This is a genomic window from Lactobacillus sp. UMNPBX1 (assembly GCF_002554085.1).
In the GTDB taxonomy this organism is placed as follows: Bacteria; Bacillota; Bacilli; order Lactobacillales; family Lactobacillaceae; genus Lactobacillus; species Lactobacillus crispatus.
The window spans coordinates 161,523-184,080 of sequence record NZ_PCZI01000001.1 but is presented as its reverse complement, the minus strand read 5'-3'; the positions used below and the strand labels follow the sequence as shown (position 1 = coordinate 184,080).

20 protein-coding genes, 1 tRNA gene and 1 pseudogene are annotated in these 22,558 nt (G+C 37.5%); 6 read left to right on the top strand and 16 right to left on the bottom strand.

Annotated elements, in window-relative coordinates:
- Nucleotides 1-196: 196 nt before the first annotated feature.
- Nucleotides 197-1,117, bottom strand: a complete 921-nt coding sequence (locus CP352_RS00935; RefSeq protein WP_179210795.1) for an alpha/beta hydrolase — start codon at nt 1,115-1,117, stop codon at nt 197-199.
- A 93-nt stretch (nt 1,118-1,210) separates the two neighbouring features.
- On the opposite strand from CP352_RS00935, the gene CP352_RS11520 reads away from it, so the two are divergent.
- Nucleotides 1,211-1,495 (top strand): hypothetical protein, encoded by a 285-nt coding sequence (locus tag CP352_RS11520; RefSeq protein WP_005722686.1) that lies wholly within the window; start codon nt 1,211-1,213, stop codon nt 1,493-1,495.
- Nucleotides 1,496-1,522: 27 nt separating this feature from the next.
- Here CP352_RS11520 and CP352_RS00925 read toward each other — a convergent pair whose 3' ends face one another.
- The 6 genes from CP352_RS00925 to map all read right to left on the bottom strand — a co-directional run bounded on the left by CP352_RS00925 (nt 1,523) and on the right by map (nt 7,893).
- Nucleotides 1,523-2,689, bottom strand: coding sequence for a hydroxymethylglutaryl-CoA synthase (locus tag CP352_RS00925; protein WP_089143537.1), 1,167 nt, complete (start codon nt 2,687-2,689; stop codon nt 1,523-1,525).
- Nucleotides 2,689-3,900 (bottom strand): hydroxymethylglutaryl-CoA reductase, encoded by a 1,212-nt coding sequence (locus tag CP352_RS00920; protein ID WP_089143538.1) that lies wholly within the window; start codon nt 3,898-3,900, stop codon nt 2,689-2,691. The genes CP352_RS00925 and CP352_RS00920 overlap by 1 nt, the downstream gene beginning before the upstream one ends.
- Nucleotides 3,897-5,060 carry a thiolase family protein gene (locus tag CP352_RS00915; RefSeq protein WP_005724262.1) on the bottom strand — a complete coding sequence of 388 codons (1,164 nt, stop codon included), beginning with the start codon at nt 5,058-5,060 and terminating at the stop codon, nt 3,897-3,899. Before CP352_RS00915 ends, CP352_RS00920 begins: the two co-directional genes overlap by 4 nt.
- Nucleotides 5,061-5,170: 110 nt before the next feature.
- A complete protein-coding gene (gene galU, locus CP352_RS00910; RefSeq protein ID WP_005718590.1) occupies nt 5,171-6,073 on the bottom strand; it encodes a UTP--glucose-1-phosphate uridylyltransferase GalU in 903 nt (300 codons plus the stop codon).
- 60 nt (nt 6,074-6,133) lie between these two features.
- Nucleotides 6,134-7,057 (bottom strand): YihY/virulence factor BrkB family protein, encoded by a 924-nt coding sequence (locus tag CP352_RS00905; RefSeq protein ID WP_089143539.1) that lies wholly within the window; start codon nt 7,055-7,057, stop codon nt 6,134-6,136.
- 8 nt (nt 7,058-7,065) lie between these two features.
- Entirely contained in the window at nt 7,066-7,893 is an 828-nt protein-coding gene (map, locus tag CP352_RS00900; protein WP_005721525.1) for a type I methionyl aminopeptidase, read from the bottom strand.
- 212 nt (nt 7,894-8,105) lie between these two features.
- Here map and CP352_RS00895 point away from each other — a divergent pair, with 212 nt between their 5' ends.
- On the top strand, nt 8,106-8,552 hold the full coding sequence (locus tag CP352_RS00895) for a flavodoxin domain-containing protein (RefSeq protein WP_005718584.1): 447 nt from the start codon (nt 8,106-8,108) through the stop codon (nt 8,550-8,552).
- Nucleotides 8,545-9,072, top strand: coding sequence for a GtrA family protein (locus tag CP352_RS00890; protein ID WP_005718582.1), 528 nt, complete (start codon nt 8,545-8,547; stop codon nt 9,070-9,072). The genes CP352_RS00895 and CP352_RS00890 overlap by 8 nt, the downstream gene beginning before the upstream one ends.
- 18 nt (nt 9,073-9,090) lie before the next feature.
- Here CP352_RS00890 and wecB read toward each other — a convergent pair whose 3' ends face one another.
- Nucleotides 9,091-10,233: a non-hydrolyzing UDP-N-acetylglucosamine 2-epimerase gene (gene wecB, locus CP352_RS00885; protein ID WP_005724265.1), complete on the bottom strand. Its 1,143-nt coding sequence runs from the start codon at nt 10,231-10,233 to the stop codon at nt 9,091-9,093.
- A gap of 105 nt (nt 10,234-10,338) precedes the next feature.
- Between wecB and CP352_RS00880 the strand changes: the two genes are divergently transcribed.
- On the top strand, nt 10,339-10,527 hold the full coding sequence (locus tag CP352_RS00880; RefSeq protein WP_005724266.1) for a hypothetical protein: 189 nt from the start codon (nt 10,339-10,341) through the stop codon (nt 10,525-10,527).
- A gap of 70 nt (nt 10,528-10,597) precedes the next feature.
- Here CP352_RS00880 and CP352_RS00875 read toward each other — a convergent pair.
- The 4 genes from CP352_RS00875 to CP352_RS00860 form a co-directional block, all read right to left on the bottom strand.
- Nucleotides 10,598-10,670 (bottom strand) — tRNA-Arg (locus tag CP352_RS00875).
- Between the two features lie 49 nt (nt 10,671-10,719).
- On the bottom strand, nt 10,720-12,048 hold the full coding sequence (locus CP352_RS00870) for a PTS sugar transporter subunit IIC (RefSeq protein ID WP_065988994.1): 1,329 nt from the start codon (nt 12,046-12,048) through the stop codon (nt 10,720-10,722).
- The gene (locus CP352_RS00865) at nt 12,045-13,280 is read right to left on the bottom strand and encodes a DEAD/DEAH box helicase (protein ID WP_005718576.1); all 1,236 of its coding nucleotides are present in this window, start codon (nt 13,278-13,280) and stop codon (nt 12,045-12,047) included. The genes CP352_RS00870 and CP352_RS00865 overlap by 4 nt, the downstream gene beginning before the upstream one ends.
- Before the next feature lie 2 nt (nt 13,281-13,282).
- A complete protein-coding gene (locus tag CP352_RS00860) occupies nt 13,283-13,990 on the bottom strand; it encodes a GH25 family lysozyme (protein ID WP_005724267.1) in 708 nt (235 codons plus the stop codon).
- Nucleotides 13,991-14,098: 108 nt separating this feature from the next.
- Here CP352_RS00860 and CP352_RS00855 point away from each other — a divergent pair, with 108 nt between their 5' ends.
- Entirely contained in the window at nt 14,099-15,400 is a 1,302-nt protein-coding gene (locus tag CP352_RS00855) for an APC family permease (protein WP_089147224.1), read from the top strand.
- A 51-nt stretch (nt 15,401-15,451) separates the two neighbouring features.
- Here CP352_RS00855 and CP352_RS00850 read toward each other — a convergent pair whose 3' ends face one another.
- Nucleotides 15,452-17,332, bottom strand: a complete 1,881-nt coding sequence (locus CP352_RS00850) for a flavocytochrome c (protein WP_089143540.1) — start codon at nt 17,330-17,332, stop codon at nt 15,452-15,454.
- A 322-nt stretch (nt 17,333-17,654) separates the two neighbouring features.
- Here CP352_RS00850 and CP352_RS00845 point away from each other — a divergent pair.
- Nucleotides 17,655-18,486, top strand: a pseudogene (locus CP352_RS00845) (transposase).
- Nucleotides 18,487-18,565: 79 nt separating this feature from the next.
- Here the strand turns inward: CP352_RS00845 and CP352_RS00840 are convergent.
- From CP352_RS00840 to CP352_RS00830, 3 genes are all read right to left on the bottom strand, one after another.
- Nucleotides 18,566-20,335: an FAD-dependent oxidoreductase gene (locus tag CP352_RS00840; RefSeq protein WP_089143541.1), complete on the bottom strand. Its 1,770-nt coding sequence runs from the start codon at nt 20,333-20,335 to the stop codon at nt 18,566-18,568.
- A gap of 172 nt (nt 20,336-20,507) precedes the next feature.
- On the bottom strand, nt 20,508-21,077 hold the full coding sequence (gene hpt / locus CP352_RS00835) for a hypoxanthine phosphoribosyltransferase (RefSeq protein ID WP_089143542.1): 570 nt from the start codon (nt 21,075-21,077) through the stop codon (nt 20,508-20,510).
- 106 nt (nt 21,078-21,183) lie between these two features.
- Complete coding sequence (locus CP352_RS00830) at nt 21,184-22,542, bottom strand: hemolysin family protein (protein ID WP_089143543.1); 1,359 nt, start codon at nt 22,540-22,542, stop codon at nt 21,184-21,186.
- Between the last annotated feature and the right edge of the window lie 16 nt (nt 22,543-22,558).

Below are 22,558 nucleotides of genomic sequence, written 5' to 3'. Positions count from 1 at the left end.
AATGATAATTAATCAAATAATTTTTAATTAAGCTATTTATGGCTGACACCTCTACGTATAGAGAATCTTTCAAGTTTCCAATAATAATACAATTCTGGAGATAAAAACTTACTTATATTTTTTTATAGTTGTTAACTTTTATTTCTACCTCTTCCACACTATTCATTATATCTAGTTGTGAAACCGTTTACAAGAACTAACCCACATATTTTTGCAAAAATCTTTCTACTTGTTGTCGATATTGCTTTGGATACATTGGATAAGACAAAGCATGCCCTGCAAGTGACGCAAGCCAAATTTGCTTTGGAGCAGCTGTTGCCGCATAATTTTGCCAGACCATCTTAGTTGGCACAAAGTGATCCTTGCCGCCATGAATAAATAAAAATGGTCGCGTATTTTTATTTAACTGAGCAACCGCAGAAGCATCTTTTAAATAAAAGCCATTTTTCACTCTATTAATTCCACTAACCAAATCAACTATTGGAAACCGTGGAAAAGCCTTCATATGAAATAAATTTTGAGCTTGATAGTTAATTTCACCTTTCACGGTTGAATAACCACAATCTTCAATAAAAGCTTTCACTTGTGGTGGCAAAAGCATACCGCTTACCATCATTGCCGTTGCACCACCCATGCTTTGACCCATAATTACAATTTTGGCATTTGTACCAGTTTGATCAATTACTTGATAGATCCAACGCAAAATATCATCTTTTTCAACCCAGCCATAGCCGATATACTTACCTTCGCTGCGCCCTTGGGCACGTGCGTCTGGAACGAGAACATTATAACCAAAATCATAAAACATTTTGGCAAAACCAGCCATACTATCTCCATCACTCATAAAGCCATGTAATAAAATTGCGGTTTTTTTGGCATGTTGATCAAGGTACTGGGCGAACAAAGTTATGCCGCTATCAGTTTTTAAAGTCCATTTTTTCTTAGAAAAATCTCTAAACCAAACCTTATCACGATAAAGTGGATCCTTGCCTGATAATTCTTTGGAGTCAGCTTTTTTATTAAACGGTGTCATCGCCATCTTGAAAAAGTACTCGCTTGCCGCAAACAAGCCAGCTCCAGCAATTAATGCGGAAGACAATAATAGTTTCTTTTTCATCTTTTAACACTTCCAAATTCAATTATTTCACTTTTCATTTTATAATTAAATTGCTGAAAATTTACAATCCTTATGACTTAATTATACTGAAAAATGCGCTTAACAGACTTACTTCAATTAATCGATGACCTGAACCTGAATACTAAATTTTATCTAAAGCATGATGACAAACTACTTAAGTGGGGAAAACTCACTATTGCCGAAGGAAAATGTCTGCTGCTACCCGGGCAAACAGCAATGACCAAACAAAAATTGATTAAATTAGTTGGCCGCATGCGTGGTCGCGGCATCCCCTTGTTAATGGTCATTGACCAAAAAGAATATTCCATTTTCGGCCTACAGATTCGCGAAGATACTGGACAAGCAATTTTAATGTAAAAAAAGAGCACAAATGTGCTCTTTTTCTTATTCTTTTACGCGGTATTGACGAATATGATCCTTAGTACCAGCAAAATACCAAGTACCTACTTCATCGTCGCTAGTTAATTCTAAACCATCCTCAGGATCTAACAAAGCCGTATTGAAGACGTCTTCATATTGCTTAACTGTCAGCTTCTTCCGCCGATCAAGCATTGCTTGATCAGCTGTAGGATCAATTTGTTTTTCATATCCTTCAACCAACTTGCCACTATAAAACTCAGCCATTGCACCTGAACCATATGAAAACAGGCCAATTAATGAGCCAGCGGGTAATTCACCATTCTCTAGCAAACTAAGTAAACTCATATAAAGTGAAGCGGTGTAGATATTACCTACTCGGCTTGATAATTGTTTAGCAGCCGCAAAACTACGCTCCAACTTGATCATTGTTGCTTGATCTTGCCCCTCAATAGCAATATTATTAGCTTTTAAGCCCATCTTAGTAAAAGGTAAATGATAAGTAATTGCATCAAAATCACTAGTCTTCAATCCTTTTTGCTTCTTATAATCAGTAAAGGTCTTCTTGAAGAAATCCAAGTAAACTTGAGTCGAATACTTGCCGTCAACTAAAGCGGTGCGAGAATAATTTGGTCTCCAGAAGTCGTTAATATCTTCGCTGTAAGCTGAATGACCATTATTTAGGGCTAAAATGCTTGGGTCAGCTTTGATGAGCATTGCCACGCTACCGGCTCCTTGTGTTACCTCACCAGCAGTATTAACACCATAGCGAGCAATATCACTACCGATGACAATTGCGGTTTGTTCAGGATGTACCCGAACAAAATCACGTGCCATCATTAAGGCTGCCGTTAAACCAAAGCAAGCTTCCTTTACTTCAAAAGTTCTTACTTCTGGCTTCAACTTTAAGGCTGTTTTTACAAATAAAGAAGCTGACTTTGATTGATCAATACTGCTTTCAGTCCCAAAAATTAATAGACCAACTTTGTTCTTATCAATCTTTTCAATAAACTTTAAAGTCGCATTAATTCCCATTGAAACTGCATCTTGCGTAATATCCGCAACACTCATCTCTCTTTGACCAATGCCAACTAAAAACTTATTTGGATCTTGCTTTCTTGCGTTCGCCAAATCGACCATATCAACGTACTTGTCTGGCGTAAAAAGTCCAATTTGATCAATACCTACTTGCATTATTTTTCCTTTCTTATTTTTGCTAAAAGCTCCTTAGCATGACTTTCAGAATAATTTTTTTCACTAATCATCGCAGCTAGTAGCTGCTTGCGCTCATGTTCGTCATCGGTTAATTCAGTGACTACGTTTCTAGCCTGCAACTTCATATGCCCTGCTTGAATGCCGACAGTAGAAATTGCCAGCAAAGCTGCTAGGTTGTTGGCTAAAGCCACGCTAACAATAATCTCAGCTAGAGTTTTACTCGTGATTTTTTGTCCTAAAATAGCAAAACTTTGCTGGACATCATGCCGAGCTTTAATTGAACCGCCAACTACTCCAATCGCCATTGGCAAAGTCAATTCGCCAACTAAATAACTACCCTGCATCGTCCACTTTGATAAACTGCGATATTGGCCATCATGATTGGCTAAAACTGCAGTGGCTGCTTCAATTGCCCGATAATCATTGCCTGTGGCGATTAAGACGGCGTCGGCTCCATTCATGATTCCCTTATTGTTAGTTACCGCACGATAAGGATCGTCAATTCCAATTTTTCCTAATAGAGCAACACGTTGTGCAACTTGCATCCCACCAATCGTCTCAGGATCAATTTTTACCTTAACTGTGGTCAATTGACTAGGATAATTTGATAAAATCGCAAATAATTTTTCATCAACACCAGCATAATTTTCTAATTTAGCCGCTAAAAATTCCAAAATCGAGTTGGTTTTATTCGCGCCCATCGCCTCAGCTGGATCAACCAATACTTTTAAGTAAAGCAAATCCTCTTTCTGCACAGCAGTTATTTTTCTAGTACCACCACCATGACGGACTAAGCTGGAAAACTTTTGATTAGCTAATTCGACTAAGTGCGGAAATTCTTTTTCTAATTCAATTAATGAAAAAGAATTGTTGACCTTCAAAACGATTTGACCATAAATCCCTTGTCGGTCGCTGCTAGCTGTCACACCACCATTTCTAGCAAAGATACTAGCTCCATGATTGGCGGCAGCAACTACTGAGGGTTCTTCAACAGCCATTGGCACCCAATATTTTTGTCCATTGACTATTAAGTTTTGTACTACACCTAAAGGCAAACGCAACTGCCCTACAACATTTTCACTCAATTCATCTAGACGTCTCAGAACCGCATCATCGATTTGCCCTAATGCAATACCTTCATCCTGCAATAATTTACGTCTAGCTTCAGGCTCTAATTGATAAAATTTCATTCTGCATTCTCGATTTCATAAGCAATCGCCTGACCGCCACCGATACACAAAGTAACCAGGGCACGTCTGCCTTTTCTCTTCTTTAATCCACTAATTGCACTAGCAACTAAGCGTGTACCCGTTGCACCTAAAGGATGACCTAACGCGATTGCGCCACCCATAATATTCAATTTATCAGTTGGAATTTGTAAGTCGCGAGCTACCGCTACGCTTTGGGCCGCAAAAGCTTCATTTAATTCGATAATATCATAGTCATCAAAATTACGTCCCGTCTTCTTAAGCAGTTTTTTAACCGCATAATATGGAGTATAACCCATCAGTGCAGGATCAAAGCCAGCTTCCGCAAATTCACCTAACTTGGCAATTGGCGTTAAGCCTAACTCTTTCATTTTCTCCTTAGTTGCCAGAACTAACATACTTGCACCATCAGTCAAAGGAGACGAGTTTCCGGCAGTCACTTCACCATCCGCCTTAAAAACAGGCTTTAAGTTACTCAATGCCTCAAGCGTTGTATCCGGACGAATTGGTTCATCATGATCTAAACTTTGACCATCAATCTCCACATCCAGGATCTCATTATCAAAAAATCCGGATTTAACTGCTGCAGCTGCCTTTTTATGCGACTGCAATGCAAATTCATCCATATCCTGACGACTAACATGATATTTCTCTGCTACGTTTTCGGCAGTAATTCCCATATGCTTGCCAGAAAAAGCATCCATCAAACCATCGTTAAGCATAGTACTTACTAGGTGATCTGCTGGATCATTTTTGTTTTCTTTTTTAACAAAATAAGGCGCATTAGTCATGCTCTCACTACCGCCGACAGCTACTAGATCCAAATCGCCTAGTTCCATCTGTCCTTGAGCTAGACGTAAAGCTTTCAGACTTGAGCCGCAGACTTCATTAATTGTAACGGCTGCAGAAGCTTCACTCATCCCTGAATGTAAGGCAACTTGGCGAGCCATGTTCTCACCTAAGCCGGTATCCAAAACATTCCCCATAAACAGTGCTTGAACATCAGCTGGCTTAATATTGCCCGCCTTCATTGTTCCTTTCAAGGCCATTACACCCAAATCAATTGCAGAAGCATCCTTAAAAAATCCTCGGTACTTGCCAAAAGGTGTTCTTTTAGCTGCAACAATATAAATGTCCTTCATATATTTTCTCTCCATAATGTGTATTTTTTAACAAATATGATAATAGCAAAAAAATATTAAGAAAAACATAAAAAGACTACGCCGCAGCGTAGTCTCCCTAATAATTAAGCTTATTTTTTATTTTGCTTACCTTCGGCTTCAAACTTCTTGCTCAATTGCATGATATATGCCCGCAATTGTTCCTTAATTTCTGGGTGCTTCAAACCATATTCAATTGAAGTTTCAAGGTAGCCTTCTTTGTTACCAACATCATGACGTTCGCCTTTAAAGACATGAGCAAAGACACGTTGAGTCTTGTTCATTGTATCAATCGCATCAGTCAATTGAATTTCACCGCCACGACCTGGTTTTTGGTTAGCCAAAATATCAAAAATTTCAGGTGTTAATAAGTAACGACCAATAATGGCATAATCACTAGGTGCTTTATCAATATCAGGCTTTTCAACGAATGACTTAACATTGATCAGTCCTGGCATGATCTCATTTTCCGGTTCGATGACACCATACTTAGAAACTTCTTCATGTGGCACAGGCATAACTGCAATTGTAGAAGCATGCGTCTTGTTATAGCGATCGATCAATTGCTTGGTCAATGGCACCTTATCTTCCATTAAGTCGTCGCCCAACATAACTACAAATGGTTCATCCCCAACAAAACTGCGAGCACGGAAGATGGCGTCTCCTAAACCTGCTGGATGCGGTTGACGAGTGTAATACAAGTTAACGCCTAAATCAGTAATTCCTTCGGTTAGGCGAAGCAATTCTTTTTTACCCTTTTCTTCCAAATCTTGTTCTAGTTCTGGATTAGAATCAAAGTGATCTTCAATTGGGCGTTTGTTCTTGCCAATTACAATTAAAATATCTTCGATTCCTGACTTTTTAGCCTCTTCAACGATAAACTGAATTGTTGGTTTATCAACGATAGGTAACATTTCCTTAGGTAAAGCCTTAGTTGCAGGTAAAAATCTAGTACCCAAACCAGCTGATGGGATAACGGCTTTTCTTACTTTCATAAAAGCACACTTTCTATTTCAATTTTATAAGTTCATCATAACAAAATATGCATTTTTCAGCTACTTAGTTTTTCGTCTTTTCTTTTGAATATAACTGGCAATACGACCAGCAGAATATTCAACTTGTCCAACACGGTTTCGCACAATAGCAGCGTTAACACCAACGCCAAATAAAAATAATACTGCTGCAATATTCAACCAGAGCATAAAGATGATAAACGTACCAACAATGCCATAATTCTCCCAAGTAATCGGGAAATGGTGTAAATAGAAACTAAAAAGAAATGATAGGGCTAACCAGCCTACAACAGTTACAAAAACTCCTGGCCAAATTACTCTCTTTTTGAGTTTTATATTAGGCAAAACATAGTTCAAATACCATAATGCTAGCATCATAACCAATATTAATACTGGATAGCGATAACTAAAGATCTTGCTAATTTCATTAAGTGGTAGCTGAAAAATCGGTCCTAAAAAGTTGAGTACTTGTTGCCCAAAAACCAAGGCCAATGTAGCAATTGTAAATACTAGAATCATCAATCCTGTAAAAACAAAAGTAATAGTTCTAGTCCAAAGAAAATTAAGCATTGATAATTTTAATTCAACTTGATGAACCCCATAAAGTCTATTTTCTCCAAGACGAATTGCATTAACCATATTTGATAATGACCAAACTGCAAACACAATACCAAAAGAAATATAGCCTGTTGATGTAGTTTTCAATAAAGAATTTATAATTGGCATAATGAATTTTGACACTTGGTCTGGAAAAACCAAGTTCAAATATTCAGCAATAGGCGCAGTATCAATGTGAAACAACGGTAACACGTTACCAATGATAATAATAATCGGAAAAATAGAAAACAAAATGTAGTAGGCAATAATAATTGAACTAGCAAATATCTCTCCTTGAGATAAGGTGGTTCGTAATGTAGAAATAAATTGCCCAATTTTTAAACCAAAATGGTTTTTATCATTTTTCATCCATTATCCTAATCATCCATCTCATCAAAGTGAGGGATGTACTTTTCTAAGCCATCGTAAGGATGCTGCAGGGTCAAGATCTTAGGACCATCTTTTGTAATTGCAAAGGTGTGTTCAAATTGAGCAGCATTAGAACCATCTGGAGTTGCGTAGTAAACCCAATCATCGTTAGGATCGTCAACAGTACGTTGGTCGATGTGCCAGTCGCCACCAGCTTCTACCATAGGTTCACAAGTAATAGTCATGCCTTCACGCAAGCGAAGACCATGACCTGCCTTGCCCCAGTGAGGAACTTCTGGATCTTCATGAATTGATGGTTGAATACCGTGGCCAATTAATTCACGTACATCACCGTAATGATTTTCATCTTCAACATAATGTTGGATAGCAGCACCGATATCACCAATTCTGTTACCTAAAACAGCTTGGTCAATTCCGAGATACATTGCTTTTTTGGTTACTTCAATTAATTTCTTATCAGCTTCGGAAATTTCGCCAACTGGATAAGTAGTACATGAATCTGATTCATAACCGTTCAAGTTGCAAGTTACATCAACCTTAACGATATCGCCTTCCTTTAAGATGCGATCTTTTCTTGGAGTTTGGTGGGCAATTTCATCGTTAACCGAAATACAAGTACCATACTTATAACCTTCAAAACCTTGTTCTGAAAGGCGGCCGCCACGACTTGATACGAAGTCTTGACAAAACTCTTCAATTTCCCAGGTAGAAATGCCTGGCTTAATCACATCACGTAAGCCTTCAAACATAGTTGCAAGAAGATGTCCTGAAGCTTGCATGCCTTTAAGTTCACGAATTGATTTAATTGTAATCAAAATAATTTCTCCTTTATAAATTTTTATTTAGTTTCAGATATTTCTATTATACCGTTTTCCAAAATACTTTTAAAAGGTCGGGTTTTTGTAGAATTAAAACAAAACTCTAGAAATACCTGAAATATTTTTAAAGTTTGCTAAAACTAAACGTTTTTGCAATAGTTTCATGTATAATAAGATGTCGTATAATGCAGTGAAAGGTATGAAAAATCATGAAAGCAAGAATTGTTTATGCCAGCATGACTGGTAACGATGAAGACATGGCTGATATTTTAGAAGAAGATCTTCAAGATTATGGCTTTGACGTTGAAACAAGTGATGTCGGCTTCACTGATGCCAATGACTACTTAGATAGTGATCTTTGCATTTTTATCACCTACACCTATGGTGAAGGCGTAATGACTGATGAATTGGCAGACTTTTATGGGGAGTTAAAAGACTTGGATCTAACAGGCAAACATTTTGCTGTGATGGGTTCTGGCGATAAGACCTACGGTGAACACTTTTGTGAAAATGTTTTTGACTATGAAAAAGCATTCAAGGATTGCGGCGCAACTGAAATTACTAAACCCGTAACAATTGAAAATGCGCCAGATGATGATGCAGTCGCTGCAATCGATCAAGCTGCAAAGGAAATGGCCGATAAGTTAAATGGCTAATAACAAAAAAGACGTCACAGCTGTTGATCAGGCACAAATACGCCGTCTAGGTCAAAAATTAATCAAGCGACACCGTAATCTTTGGGTTTACATGGTTTTCGGCTTTGTCGCTGCATTAATCAATACCTTAGTCTTCATGGTCTTACACTCATGGTGGCATAATGTGATGGTAATTTCTAACACCATCGCCTTCATCGTCTCCAACCTGGCATCTTTCTGGTTTAACCAAAAGGCTGTTTTTATCAATAATGTCGATCATGAACACAGCACGTGGCATAAACTAATCGTCTTTTTCACTTATCGCGTCATCAGTTTAATCCCTGATACATTAATTATGTTAGTCGGCTTATCCTGGCTGCATTTAAACGCATTACTAGTCAAAATTATCGACCAAATTTTAGTCGGTGTATTTAATTACTTAACTACTAGATCAGTCTTTCAAAAGCAAGAACATACTATGATTGAACGTGCAAAAATGCGCATTCAAGAACAAAAAAATAAAAGAGATAGCAAAAATTAAAACTGTCTCTTTATTTTTTTACTCAAAATCTTTTGGTTTACTTTCACTATCTTGATTAAAGTAATAATAAATATCATCCATAATTCGATCAGCTGCATGTCCATCTCCATATGGATTTTTGGCATTAGCCATCCGATCATATTCGTTTTTGTTTTCTAACAAAGCTAGCATTTCTTCACGCACCTTGTCGACTTCAGTTCCAACTAACTTCAAGGTACCGGCCTTTACGCCTTCAGGACGTTCCGTCGTATCACGTAAAACCAAAACTGGTTTACCTAAACTAGGAGCTTCTTCTTGTACGCCACCTGAATCAGTCATGATAAAGTATGAACGTTTAGCTAAGTTATGGAAATCTACTACATCAAGCGGCTCAATCAAATGAATCCTTGGATCACCACCAAGCACTTCATTAGCCACTTTTTGTACTCGTGGAGATAAGTGAACTGGATAAATAATTTCTACATCAGGATGCGAATCAATTACTTGCCGCATTACTTTAAATACTCGGCGCATTGGCTCACCTTGATTTTCTCGACGGTGCATAGTAACCAAAATTACCTTATTACCAGGAGTAATTGCGTCCATTACCTCATGATGATAATCTTGTTGTACAGTCTGTGCTAAAGCATCGATTGCCGTATTTCCAGTAACGAAAATAAAATCAGAATGGTGATTTTCCTTCAGTAAATTAGCCTTACTCAATTCGGTTGGTGCAAAATATAAATCGGCTAAATCATCCGTCATCTGCCGATTCATTTCTTCAGGATATGGTGAATACTTATTCCAAGTTCTCAGACCTGCCTCCACATGTCCCAATGTAGTTTGCTGATAAAAAGTAGCTAAAGAAGCCGCAAAACTAGTCGTCGTATCGCCGTGAACCAAGACAATATCTGGTTTCTCTTCTTTGATCACCTTAGATAAATCAATCATCACTTTAGAAGTAATTTCTTCTAGAGTTTGATTTTGGTGCATAATATTAAAGTCATAATCCGGTTTAATTTTAAAAATATCTAGCACTTGGTCCAACATTTCGCGGTGTTGTGCGCTAACGACCGTTACTTCTTCAAAACGATCATCTTTTTTTAGTTTCAAAACAAGTGGTGCCATCTTGATTGCCTCTGGACGCGTTCCAAAAACAGTCATTACCTTAATTTTCCTCATTAAAAAATTCCTCCGCTTAACTATTTTACTATACCTGATTTTAGACTATCTTGCACCCGCTTTCTGTGTTTTAATGGAAGTATTAAATTGAAAGTTGGTCGATGCATGAATTCATCATTACTATTATTAATTACAACTGGTTTAATTATTTTGATTGGAACGTTTTGCCTTGTTTTTGGTATGGACAAAAACAGACCCGCTAAAACTAGAAAATATTTACTTTATACTGCACTAATCTGTGTTTTCCTAGTTTGGGGCTTAATTACTGCAATTATGCTTCAACCCTTAGGATAATAAAGATATCTTTTGGATAACCAAAGCATGTAAAAAGCCTGCAAGTTAAATACTTGCAGGCTTTTTTCTATGACCCCGGTGAGATTCGAACTCACCTCTACGGTTTAGGAGACCATTGTTCTATCCAGATGAACTACGGGGTCAAACCTAAGATTAACTTTACCAAAAAAAGTGGTAATAGTTAACCTTTTTTTAGAATTGTGGATTAAAAAATGTTTTCGGATGGTTGGTATCAGCAATCTTATCAGCTGCTTTAACAAAAGGCATCCAAATTAGCAAAGCAACAATCATATTTAAAATGCTTAAAACAATTGCACGCCAATCATAATTGCAAGCCAGAAATGGGCCAATAACTGGTGGCATGATGCTAGGTACTGCCACTTGAACTGGATTAACCAATCCCATAATGCTAACCCAATAAGAAAAGGCAACATTAACTAGTGGCGCTAATACAAATGGAATTAGATACACTGGATTTAGCACTACAGGCAGGCCCAAGAGAATTGGTTCGCCAATGTTAAAAATTCCTGGAGCTAGTGAGATTTTGGCAATTGTGCGATAATCACTGCGTTTAGAAAACATTAAAATCGCCACAATTAGCATTAAGGTTCCACCAGCACCGCCAAACCAGGCAAAGACATCAAATGAGCCACGTACCCATACATATGGTGGAATATTTCCATTACTAATCGCTGTGATGTTATCATTTTGAGCAGTCATCCAAATTGAATCCAAAATTGGTGATAGAACCCCTATACCATTAATTCCAAAAAACCAAAATAACTGCACTAATAAAGTAATGACAATTACCGTACCAAAGCCTTGTCCCCACTTTACTAATGGAGTTTGAATTGTGGTAAGCAACCAATTTCCAAAATATTTACCGGTAAGAATTTGGAACAAATAATTAATTCCACCTACACCAAATATTGCAATCATTGCAGGTAATAAAGAATCAAAAGCAGCTTGTTCAGCATGGGGCAAGTTCGATGTCACATGCAACATAATCCTTGCTTTATAGCAAGCATAATAAATAAAAAAGCCTAATGAGCCAAACAAAATAGCAGTAAAGAGGCCAGTAGTTGAGAACTGACTAATGTCAAATGCATTATGCAGTGTAACATTATCACCATGAAATTTAATCTTAGCTATATTGGCAATGCTTAGTGCAAAAGAAGATAATGCCACAATTGAAGCAGCAAGTCTATTTCCTTCAAAAGCTTTTGCTAGTTGATAGCCTAAAGCCAATGCTAAGAAAAAGGCAAATAATGAAAATGTCCCTCGCCAAACTAAATTACTGATTGCTACCAATGGCTGCATCGCAAAAGCAAAGGCATACCAGCCTAGATGATCATGAGCTGCTTCAATTAAGCTCTTAATTAAAACTGCTAATGATCCTGCCATTGTAATTGGCATTAATGAGACAAATGCATCCCGTAAAGCAACTAGCCATCTTATCTGACCCCATCTACTAGCTAGCGGCAAAACATAGTCCTCTAGCCATCTAACTAAACGAATCATTTCTTTCCTTTCAAGTAATGTGGATGATATCCCTTGTTCTTATTACGTTTCTTGCGTTTTTTAGTTTTATTTTTCTTAGTCGAAGTCTTAATGGGCTGCTCTTTAGCCTGCTTCTTTTCCTTCTTGAGTTTAGGCTTTTCAGTTGTTAAATGATAGCCTGCAAAGTAGACACGCTCTATTTGTAATTGATCTGCCAATAATTTCTTCAAATCACGAAAATCGTGATCATCGCCTAAGGTAACCACATAACCTTCAGCGTTCATTCGACCTGTTCTTCCTGCCCGGTGCATGTAAGTATTAGTCTCGCTCGGAATATCAAAATTAATCACATAGGTAAGGCCTGGAATGTCCAACCCACGCGCAGCCAAATCCGTTGCTAGCAGCAATTTCGTCTTACCAGTAGCTAGGTCATTTAAGGCTTTTTCACGGCGTTCTTTACCAAATTCATTAGCTAATAATTCGAACTTAGTCTTAGTATGCCCAAAAATACCAGCAAAGCGCATCATCGTTTTATTTGAATCAAAGAACAAAATTCCCTTAAAGTGATCCAACTTAGTCATTCGCTGCAAAAATTCAATCTTGTGTTGATTGTCTACTTGCAAAAAATAATGTTTAGTCGCTGAAGCTTGTTCATTTCTGACATCTACTAACAAGAAATGACGGTTAAAAACTTGCTCCGCATCCCGTGTAATCTCAGAATCTGTTGCTCCAAATAATAAGATTTGACTGTCTGGACCCAGATTTTGCCCTAATGCTGATAACAATTCCATTTTAGTAAATTCTAAAATATCATCGGCTTCATCAATAATCAAAGTCTTGATCTGGTTTACTTTAATTCGACCACTTGAGAAGAAGTCAAAAAAACGGCCTGGTGTAGCTACGACCACTTCAGGATGCTTTTTCTTCAGATTGTCTTCTTGTCTCTTTCTATTGCCAGCACCAACCAAGCTGACGCCTTTTAATCCTAAAGCGTGGATGTAAGGATTAATTGCATGACGAATTTGTACAGCTAATTCAGTCGTTGGCGCAATAATTACCACGCTGTTAGCATTACCTGGCTGTGCTTTTTCCAAACTAGGAAGTGCATAAGCCAATGTCTTACCCGTACCTGTCTTAGCCAATCCAACCAGGCTCGCGCCATTGCGAATGGCATCATAGCTTTCTTTTTGAATTAAAGTTGGCTGGTCCTTGTGTTCTCTAATTAAAACTTGTTTGATTTTTTCTTGATACATTATTACTGTGTTAATTGCCCATACTTTTGCTTATATTGACCAACGGTCCCGTTATACGCGTACATCGTTACCTGGCTTTCTAAGCCTGAAACATTCCTTACGCGTCCGTTAGTAGTGTAGCACCAAAATGAATACTTTAATTTATTCGGTGCCTTACTGTCTGATGACATAAATAACGTTTGCGGATTAAAGTAATGTTGATATTTATGATCAACTTTTACCATGACTCTTTTGCCAGCTGCTTGCAATAAAGCCGCAAACTGCCCCATTGACCGCAAATATCTCGCTGAACGAGTAGTCACTGCCGGTACAATTAGAATTGGCAGCGAGCCCGTATTTTGTCCTACTTGCTTAAAAAAGTAGCGGTAATGCTGCATCGGAGTCGATTCATTGCTATAGGAAATCTCACTACCAAATGCCAAGTTCGTTCCTAAAATTTGGTCGCGATAAGACAGATAGTTTTCATCAAAATATGATCTGCCTTGGGTTGCTTTCAAATATATAAAGGAAACGCCATTAGATTGCAATTTATGTAAATCAACATAGTCAATATCTTGATTTAACTCAATCCCAATCGCACTTGAATTAGCATCTGGCGGTAAAGTTGTTTGCCGCTTAAAATTGAAAAAGCCAATCAAAAGAAATGCAATCGCCAGAATTAATAAAGTCAAAATCGCTGGCAAAGTATACTTATGCTGAAATCTTTTCATCGGCTAAATTCCTCCCTTAATTATTTTAACCGAAAAGCCTATCAATACAAAAATTTCTAGTCGATGTGCTAAAATTTAAATAATGTAAACGAAAGGCAACAAATAAATATGAAACGACAAATCTCATTCGGCCAAGCATTGGCTACCGTAGTCGGTTCTGTCATCGGAGCTGGCGTATTTTTCAAGATCGGAACAATTACTGCACAAACTGGCAGCACTTCAATGACCCTGTTTGTATGGATTTTAGCTGGGATTATTTCAATTGCATCAGGTTTGACCATTTCAGAAATTGCCGCCAGCTTAAAAATTAATGGTGCCATTAAGTATCTTGATTACACTTACGGCCGCGTGTGGGGTTTTCTTTTTGGCTGGGCGCAAATGATTGTTTATTTTCCAGCTCAAATTGGTGCCCTAAGCTCAATTTTTGGCGTTCAGTTTGTCTCCTTATTTGGAATTAAGGCGAGGTATTCTAACCTAATAGCTATCTTGCTAGTGCTTTTTCTCTTAGGAATTAATCTAATCGGAACTAAATTTTCTAGCAAAATGCAGTCGGTCATCACTATCCTAAAAATCATTCCAATTGCTTTAATTATTATTTGGGGATTATTTAATCCTGCCAAAATACCTGCACCAATTATTCCGTTAACAGTCGGCACTGGACATTCATTTCCAACCGCCATTAGTCAAGGGTTACTTTCTGCGTTATTCGCCTTCGAAGGCTGGATTGTAGTGACTAATTTGGCTAACGAAGTCAAAAATCCAGAAAAAGACCTTTCACGGGCAATTATTTTAGGTCTTTCAGCAATTACATTGATTTATGTTTTAATCAATTATACTTTCATGACCGTTTTACCTATTGATCAATTAACTAATAACAATAATGCCGCGTTTCAAGCTTCAATGAAATTGTTTGGTCAATTTGGTGGAAAACTAGTCACTGTGGGAATTTTAATTTCTGTTTACGGTGCGGTTAACGCATTCATGCTGACAGGGATGCGCACGCCTTATATCTTGGCTCAAGACAATTTATTGCCATTCTCCAATAAAATTGGCAAGGCTAATATCCATACCGGTGTTCCAGTAGTTGGCGCGTTTATTGTTGATGCTATTGCAATTGTCATGATTCTACTAGGTAATTTTACTGTTTTAACTGACATGCTAGTCTTCGTTATGTGGACTTTCAACACAATGTTGTCAGTTGCCGTAATAATTTTGAGAAAGCGTGAGCCAGAATTAAAACGTCCATTTAAGGTTCCATGGTATCCGATCATTCCAATTATTTCCGTGATCAGTGGTATCTTCATCGTTGTCTCAACAATTATCAATCAATTTGTTCTTTCAATTATTGGTATTGGTTTAACATTGTTAGGACTGCCAATTTACTATTACATGCAAAAGAAAAATAATTAACGAAAAAAGCCGCCGATTTTGGGCGACTTTTTGTTTAAGTAAATATATTTATTAATGTTGTGAAGCACCGCTAGTTGCATCATTTTCTTGATGATCTTCATAGGCAGTATTGGCAGCAATTCGACCAAAAGTGAAAATATCTGCCAAGGAGTTACCACCCAAACGATTACCAGCATGAATGCCACCAGCATTTTCACCAGCAGAATATAGGCCATCAATAATTTGACCATCTTTATTCAAAACATGTGCCTTAGCATCAATTACTAAGCCGCCCATAGTGTGGTGAATAGCAGGCTTTCTCGGAGTAGCATAGAATGGTGCAACTTCACATTTGAGGCCTAATACATTCTTATGGAAGTCTGGATCCTCGCCACGATCAACGTAAGAATTATAATCCTGGATAGTTTTAACCAAAACTGCTGGATTCATTCCAATTTGTTTTGCCAAATCTTCAAGCGTATCAGCTCTAAACAAGGTTCCAGCCTTAACTTGCGCATCAAGTGACTCTTGGGTTGTATTGTAAGCAGTGTCCTTAATCTTATCGTCCGCAATTTGATAAATCAAACCACCATTTTCGATAACTGCCTTAGCCAAAACATCCCGTTCCGCAAATTCATTAACAAACCTCTTACCCTTTTTGTTAACCATAATATAGTTAGCAGGCGGAGTTACAACACCAGTGAAAAGCTCACCGGTCTTTGGATCAGCTACTGGCATTAATTGGATAAAGCCCATACCGAATAAGTCTGCACCAGCTTCAAGACCTAAGTTAATCCCATCGCCAGTAATTGCAGGTGAATTAGTTGTTGTACTATCGTCTGCAATGTTTGGCCAATAGGTATTGTATTTTTGAACCATCTTAGTATTGGCACCAAAGCCACCTGCCGTTAAAATTACTGCCTTAGCATGCACAGTCAAAGTACTACCATCAGCGCGTGTCGCAATTACACCGCGTACTTTGCCATCTTCAATAATTAGTTTTTCAACACGAGTTTCAAGATATGGGTCGACACCATGCTCTCTTATCCAATCACCCAAAACATGAATGAATGCATAACCTAATGGTTCTACTGGCTTATGGCCTCTACGCCACAGACCACCAACTGGTTCTGTAACTTGAGAATTATCAAATTTAACACCTAAATCTTGGAGCCATTTAACAGAATTCAAAGCATTCGTTACCAGTTCATGTACCAAAGCATATTTACCATGAATTTCGTTACCCTTTAAATCTGTTCTTTTACCACCTAAATAAGTTTGAATTTCATGGAGTAAAGTCGAATCAAATAAATAATCTGTACCAGAATCAATATATTCTTTGATTTGTCTTTGTAATCTTTCAAAATCAAAGCGGTATTCTAAATCAATTTGTTCAATTGGCGTATTAGCCAAGTCTTCTAAAGTCTGTTTTTCACCAGGAAGAGCCTTAAATTTACTTTGCCATTCTGGTTCAGCCGCATTCATTGGACCACCAGCACGGCTAGTATTACCACCGATCTGTGGATACTTTTCGAGAACAGCCACCCTTTCACCATGTTGAATTGAGCGAACTGCAGCTGCTAGACCAGCGCCACCTGCACCAACTACAGCTACATCAACAGTAATTTCTTCATCTTCTACCTTTGTAGCAGCGGGCTTTTCACGGTTTTTCCATTCGGTTGAATCGCCGCCTGCTTCATCAATTGCTTCGGCTACGCCATCAATCACACCATGACTGGAAATAGTCGCGCCACTGACCGCATCAACGTTTAAAGTTTGATTTTCCACAATTGTTTTAGGCAAACGTCTAAATACTTCATCGGCTACTCCCTTAGTTTCACCTGATGAATCTACTTTGATTGAAGTAACTTTATCGCCATCAATGTCAACTTCCATTGGCATTGATTCGGAACCATGACCTTTAGCTTTTACTTGATATTTTCCTGACTTCATTGCTTACACCTCTAATAAGTTTAATTTTATCCACAAGTTAATATTAGTGCGTCATCTGTTGATGTATCAAATATCAATTTCACTATACTTTCATAACAAAATTGTTATGAAATAACTATGTTTCGTTCTCCAAATAAAAAAAGCTTAATGCAAATAGTTATCCACATTAAACTTTTTAATTGCATGCTTTAATTAATAAACTGAAACTTGAAAGCTAAGATTAACGCTCCTTCCCCGCGCCTCTTGGCTTTTTCTTATCAAAAATAAAAACGCAGGATCTCTCTGCGTTATACTTTAAATGTCAACCTGAAAATCCTACGCAATGAACAGTATAGAACAAATCGACACAGAAAACGATACCAAATCCTTAATTTCTTCATTTATTAATCTAATTGGTCTAGCTAAGTTGACTAAACAAGTCAACTTTAAGCGTAAATCTACCGTTTCATTAACCATGATCATCTCTTGGTTGATGTCAGTACACTTTGCTCGGCTTTCCTTATTCAGAGCTAAGAGTGACAAGCGTTTTTCCGTTAGAACTGCTCGCAATGTACTTAACGATGGAAGAATCAACTGGCAAAAACTATTATGCTTGATTGCAGCTCGGCTCATTGGCTGCTTCAAACATCCGTAAAAAGAAACATTATCTTTATTCAAGCATAGTTGAGGCTCAATATCATGGACATAGCTTTTTATTAAAGCTCGTCTTTGTCTCCAACCGTGAAAACAAGAACAAGTATTTGGTTTTAGCTACTACTCAGACAAAGCTTAGACCTGAAGAAATCATCCAGCTCTATGGTCGTAGATGGCAAATTAAAACATATTTTAAGACGTCTAAGCAATATCTTACTCTAGATAAATCTCAAGCTCAAAGCTATGACGGCCAATGTGGCTATATCGCAGTTACAGCAATAACTTATGATCTATTGGCCTGGCAGGAAAGACAAAATACAGATGATAAGACAATCGGAGATTTATTCTATCTAATGAACGAATCCTTACCTGATATTAGATTCGTAGATGCATTGGTCTACTTAATTTCAGAATTAAAAGAGCTTAAACAGAATAGTTTTGAAAAGATAGATGAAGTAATCAATGACTTTATTAACCAACTGCCACGATTCATACAAATTGCACTGAAACAGATCATATAAAAACTAATTACGTCTAGAAAAGCTCAATAGTGACAGGACTTGAGCTTGATTTTGGTGCTTTCAAGTTTCAGTATTTAAATTAAGCTTCAGAGGCGCCTGATACAGCATCTGCTTCTTGTTCATTTGAAACAGTAGAATAATTATAATTGGTATTATCCGCAGCAGTCGTACCTGCAACAAAACCAGAAGCATAGCTCCAGGAATTCATCATACTTGGCATTGAATCATGACCATTAGCACCACCAACAATTTCTCCTGCAGCATAGAAGTTACTTACGGGATTCATATCATTGTCAAGAAGCTGCATTTGATCAGTAGTTTCATATCCACCCAAAGTTGTGCAGAACAGAAGTTTTTGTTCAATTATATAATATGTATCGCCTTCGAACTCATGCATAAACTTCTTGTCTCTACCAAACTCAGGATCATAATCTGCTTTAACATCTTCAGTATAGTTATCAACAGTTTCCTTTAGCGTTTGATAATCGATGCCTGCTTTTTCTGCCACGGTCTTCAAGTCGCCTTTGACCAGAACTGGACTCTTCTCGCCAACCAAATCAAAGAATGATTGAACTTCTTCTTTGGTAAAGCCATACTTAAGCATTAATTCATAGAAACGGTCCCAGGTTCTTTGATCCATGACAATGTAAGCTACCTTACCCTTTTGTTCGGCAATCGCATCCCTAAAATGCGTATAAGGTGCAGATTCGTTAACTATTCTCTTACCATCAGTATTAACAAAAATAGCCCCCATATCGGTCGCTTCTTTAGTTGAATAAGTTGTTAGCTTAGCAATACCAGGTTCAACTTCCAATCCATGTGGATATACCTTATACCAGTCTAAGTTACGAGTAACCAAATTCATATTTTTGGCAAAATCAAAATAATCACCAGTTGAAGTCATTGGACCATAATATGGAATATCAGTCTTATGAGCCTGATAATCACGTGCACCCCAACCACCAGCAGCTAAAACAAGTGACTTGAAATTGACATTAATTGTCTGGTGCTTGCCTTCAGCGGTTAAAGATACCAGTTTGCCAGCCTTATCTTTATTCAACTTTTCAACACGGGTATCTAAGATAATTTGTCCGCCTTTTTTTTCAAATGCCTCAGCCACCTTAGTCACTAATTCATATGAGCTTTCACTAGGCATTTCAATTTGACGATTTACACTATGTTCAACTGTTTGGGTTTCCGCTTTTTGATAAGTCAAATTTGCAAATTCAGTAATAAAGTCTACGGCCCTACCAATATTGTTAGCTAATAACTTTGACAACATTGGATAATTGGTACCGCGGCATTCACGAGTAATATCTTGAACTAGTCTATTTGGCGAATCCTTCTTTGCCGTTTCACCAAATAATTCTGCAGAAACTTTAGAGCCAGTTCCTACAACATTTGAGCCATTTAAAATAGTTGCTCCACCTAAATAGCCATTTTTTTCAAGTACAACTACTTTTTTACCCATCGAAAGAGCACGACTTGCCGCCATTAACCCGGCCATACCGGAGCCAATTACAGCCACATCAACATTTAGTTGCCTTTCTTCATGTACGACTTCTGGCTTTTTTCCGTCAAGAGCAATGTTATTTTCGGCTAATGCTTTTTTACCAGAATCTAGCATTGCTTGAGTCATCAATGATGCCCCAGAAACAGCGTCCACGTCAAAACTTTGATTATCAATAATATTTTTCTTTAATTTACCAAAAGCTTGATTAAAAATTGCAGGAGTTTCCGAATTCTTGGTTACTTTGACATCGCTAATTTTATTGTTTTCTAAATCAATCTCAAAATCAATTTGACCATTGCGACCATCTGCTTGAGCTTTAATAGTTTGTTTGGTCATAAAAACTACTCCTTTACTTGTTCTTTTTACTAAACCGCCTACATTATAACCACAATATTAAATCTAAAAAATAAATTTAATTTGATATTTTAATAGAATTTTTTTATCAAAAGCAGTAAATAAAAGCGAGTGATCATTCTCACTCGCTTGATTCTTTATCTAATTTTCATCCTTATTTATTAGCGTAATGTTGAATAACTTCTGGCTTCAATACCCCAACATAAGGAAGGTTACGATACATATTTAAAAAGTCCAAACCATAACCCACTACGAATTCATTGCCAACCTTTGAACCATAATATTCTAATTCAACATCGGTAGTTCTTCTGGCTTCCTTATTTAGCATTGCACAACACTTAACGCTCTTAGCGCCACGTGCCATAATGTGTTCTTTCATGAATTTCAAAGTTAAACCCGTATCAACGATATCTTCGACAATTAAAACATCGCGATCCTTCACGTCAGTTACCAAATCTGATACTATCTTGACCTTACCAGTTGACTCAAAGCCATCACCATAACTAGAAACATCGAGAAAATCCAGTTGTTGTGCTACGTCCATTTGTCGAGTTAAGTCAGTCAAGAAGTAAATTGCACCCTTCAAAGCCCCAACAACTACCGGCTTTTTACCAGCATAGTCCTCAGTTAATTGCTTACCTAAACGGACGCACATCTCATGAATGTCATCTTCTGTGAATAATTTGTGATCTATAATTTGGTCAATATTGTCGCCTTTTGCCATTTAATCTACCCTTCAATTCAATTTACATATATTATTCCTAATAAAAAGAATTATAACATCTTTAAACAAAAAAAGCGTCATTTTCAACGCTTCCTCTGAATAATTTCTAATTTTCATCCTTTGATTGATCGCCTTTTTGATCTTTATCCTTAATCGGTTCAACGATAAACCAGCGCATAAAGCCTTGTTCGATACTGTCTAAGGTAAACTTATATCCTTCAAGTTCAATTGATTCACCCTTTTTCAAGTTAGGATAATGTTCCATCATGTAACCACCAATGGTAATAATATCGCTATCTTGAAAGGCCTTCAGATCTATATGGAAGAAACGCTCAAAGTCATATAAAGTCGTCTTACCTGAAACATGAACTTGACCATCCTTGTCCTTGATAATGTAATCATCTGAAACATCATCAATTTCATCCTTAACAGAACCGAAAAGCTCTTCATAAATATCCTTATCAGTAACGATCCCACTAGTACCACCATATTCGTCAACTACTAAGACAATTGGTGTGTGCTTAGAAATCATCAAGTGCAAGATATCTTGAATTGGCATTGATTCAGGTACCGTGATAATAGTTCTAATAATTCTTGTTACTGGTACGTTGCCATCAATTTGGCTTTGTTGCACAATGTCGTACGCATAAACATAACCCACAACGTCATCTTTATCATTATCACGCACAACTGGAAAACGACTGTAGCCTTCTTCCAAGTATTTTTTCAAGGCATAGGCAATTGTATCAGTTGAATCAAGTACTGACAATCTTGTTCTGTCAGTCATGATGTCCTTAGCAACCTTATCGTTTAATTCGAAGGCTCTTTCCATATAAGTTAAGTCTTCTTTATCAAGCGAACCACCATGAACCGCATTACGCGACAACTTGATGATTTCAGATTGTGAATAAACTTCATTTTCTTCATCAGCTGGAGTAAAGCCCATCAATTTTAAGATTCCATTGGAGCTAGTATTTAATAGCCAAACGAATGGATAAACAAGCGTATGGAAAATATGAAGTGGCGTAACGATCCCCATCATCATCGGTACTGGCTTGTCAATCGCAATATTCTTAGGCACAACTTCAGTTAAGACAACTTCCAAATAAGTTAATAAAACTACGCCTAAGATTGCACTAACTGACTTGATGAGTGATTCATTCATTGGCGTCAAATGGAAAAGATCTTCCAAGATGGTTGCGAATGTATCAGCCGAGAACCAACCCAAGACTACACCAACCAAAGTGGTACCAACCTGAGTAGTTGACAAATACTCATTCAAGTTGTGCGTCATATGCAAAGCACGACGCAACTTTTTCTTATTTCCTTGACCCTTAGCAAGCATATCTTCGAGCTGACTTGGTCTAGTTTGAACTAACGCAAATTCCGCAGCAACAAAGAATGATGCAACGATAAATATTAATAATGTTGCAACTAAATTAGTTACTATTTGAGCTGGACTCAAAGTATTATCACCTTTT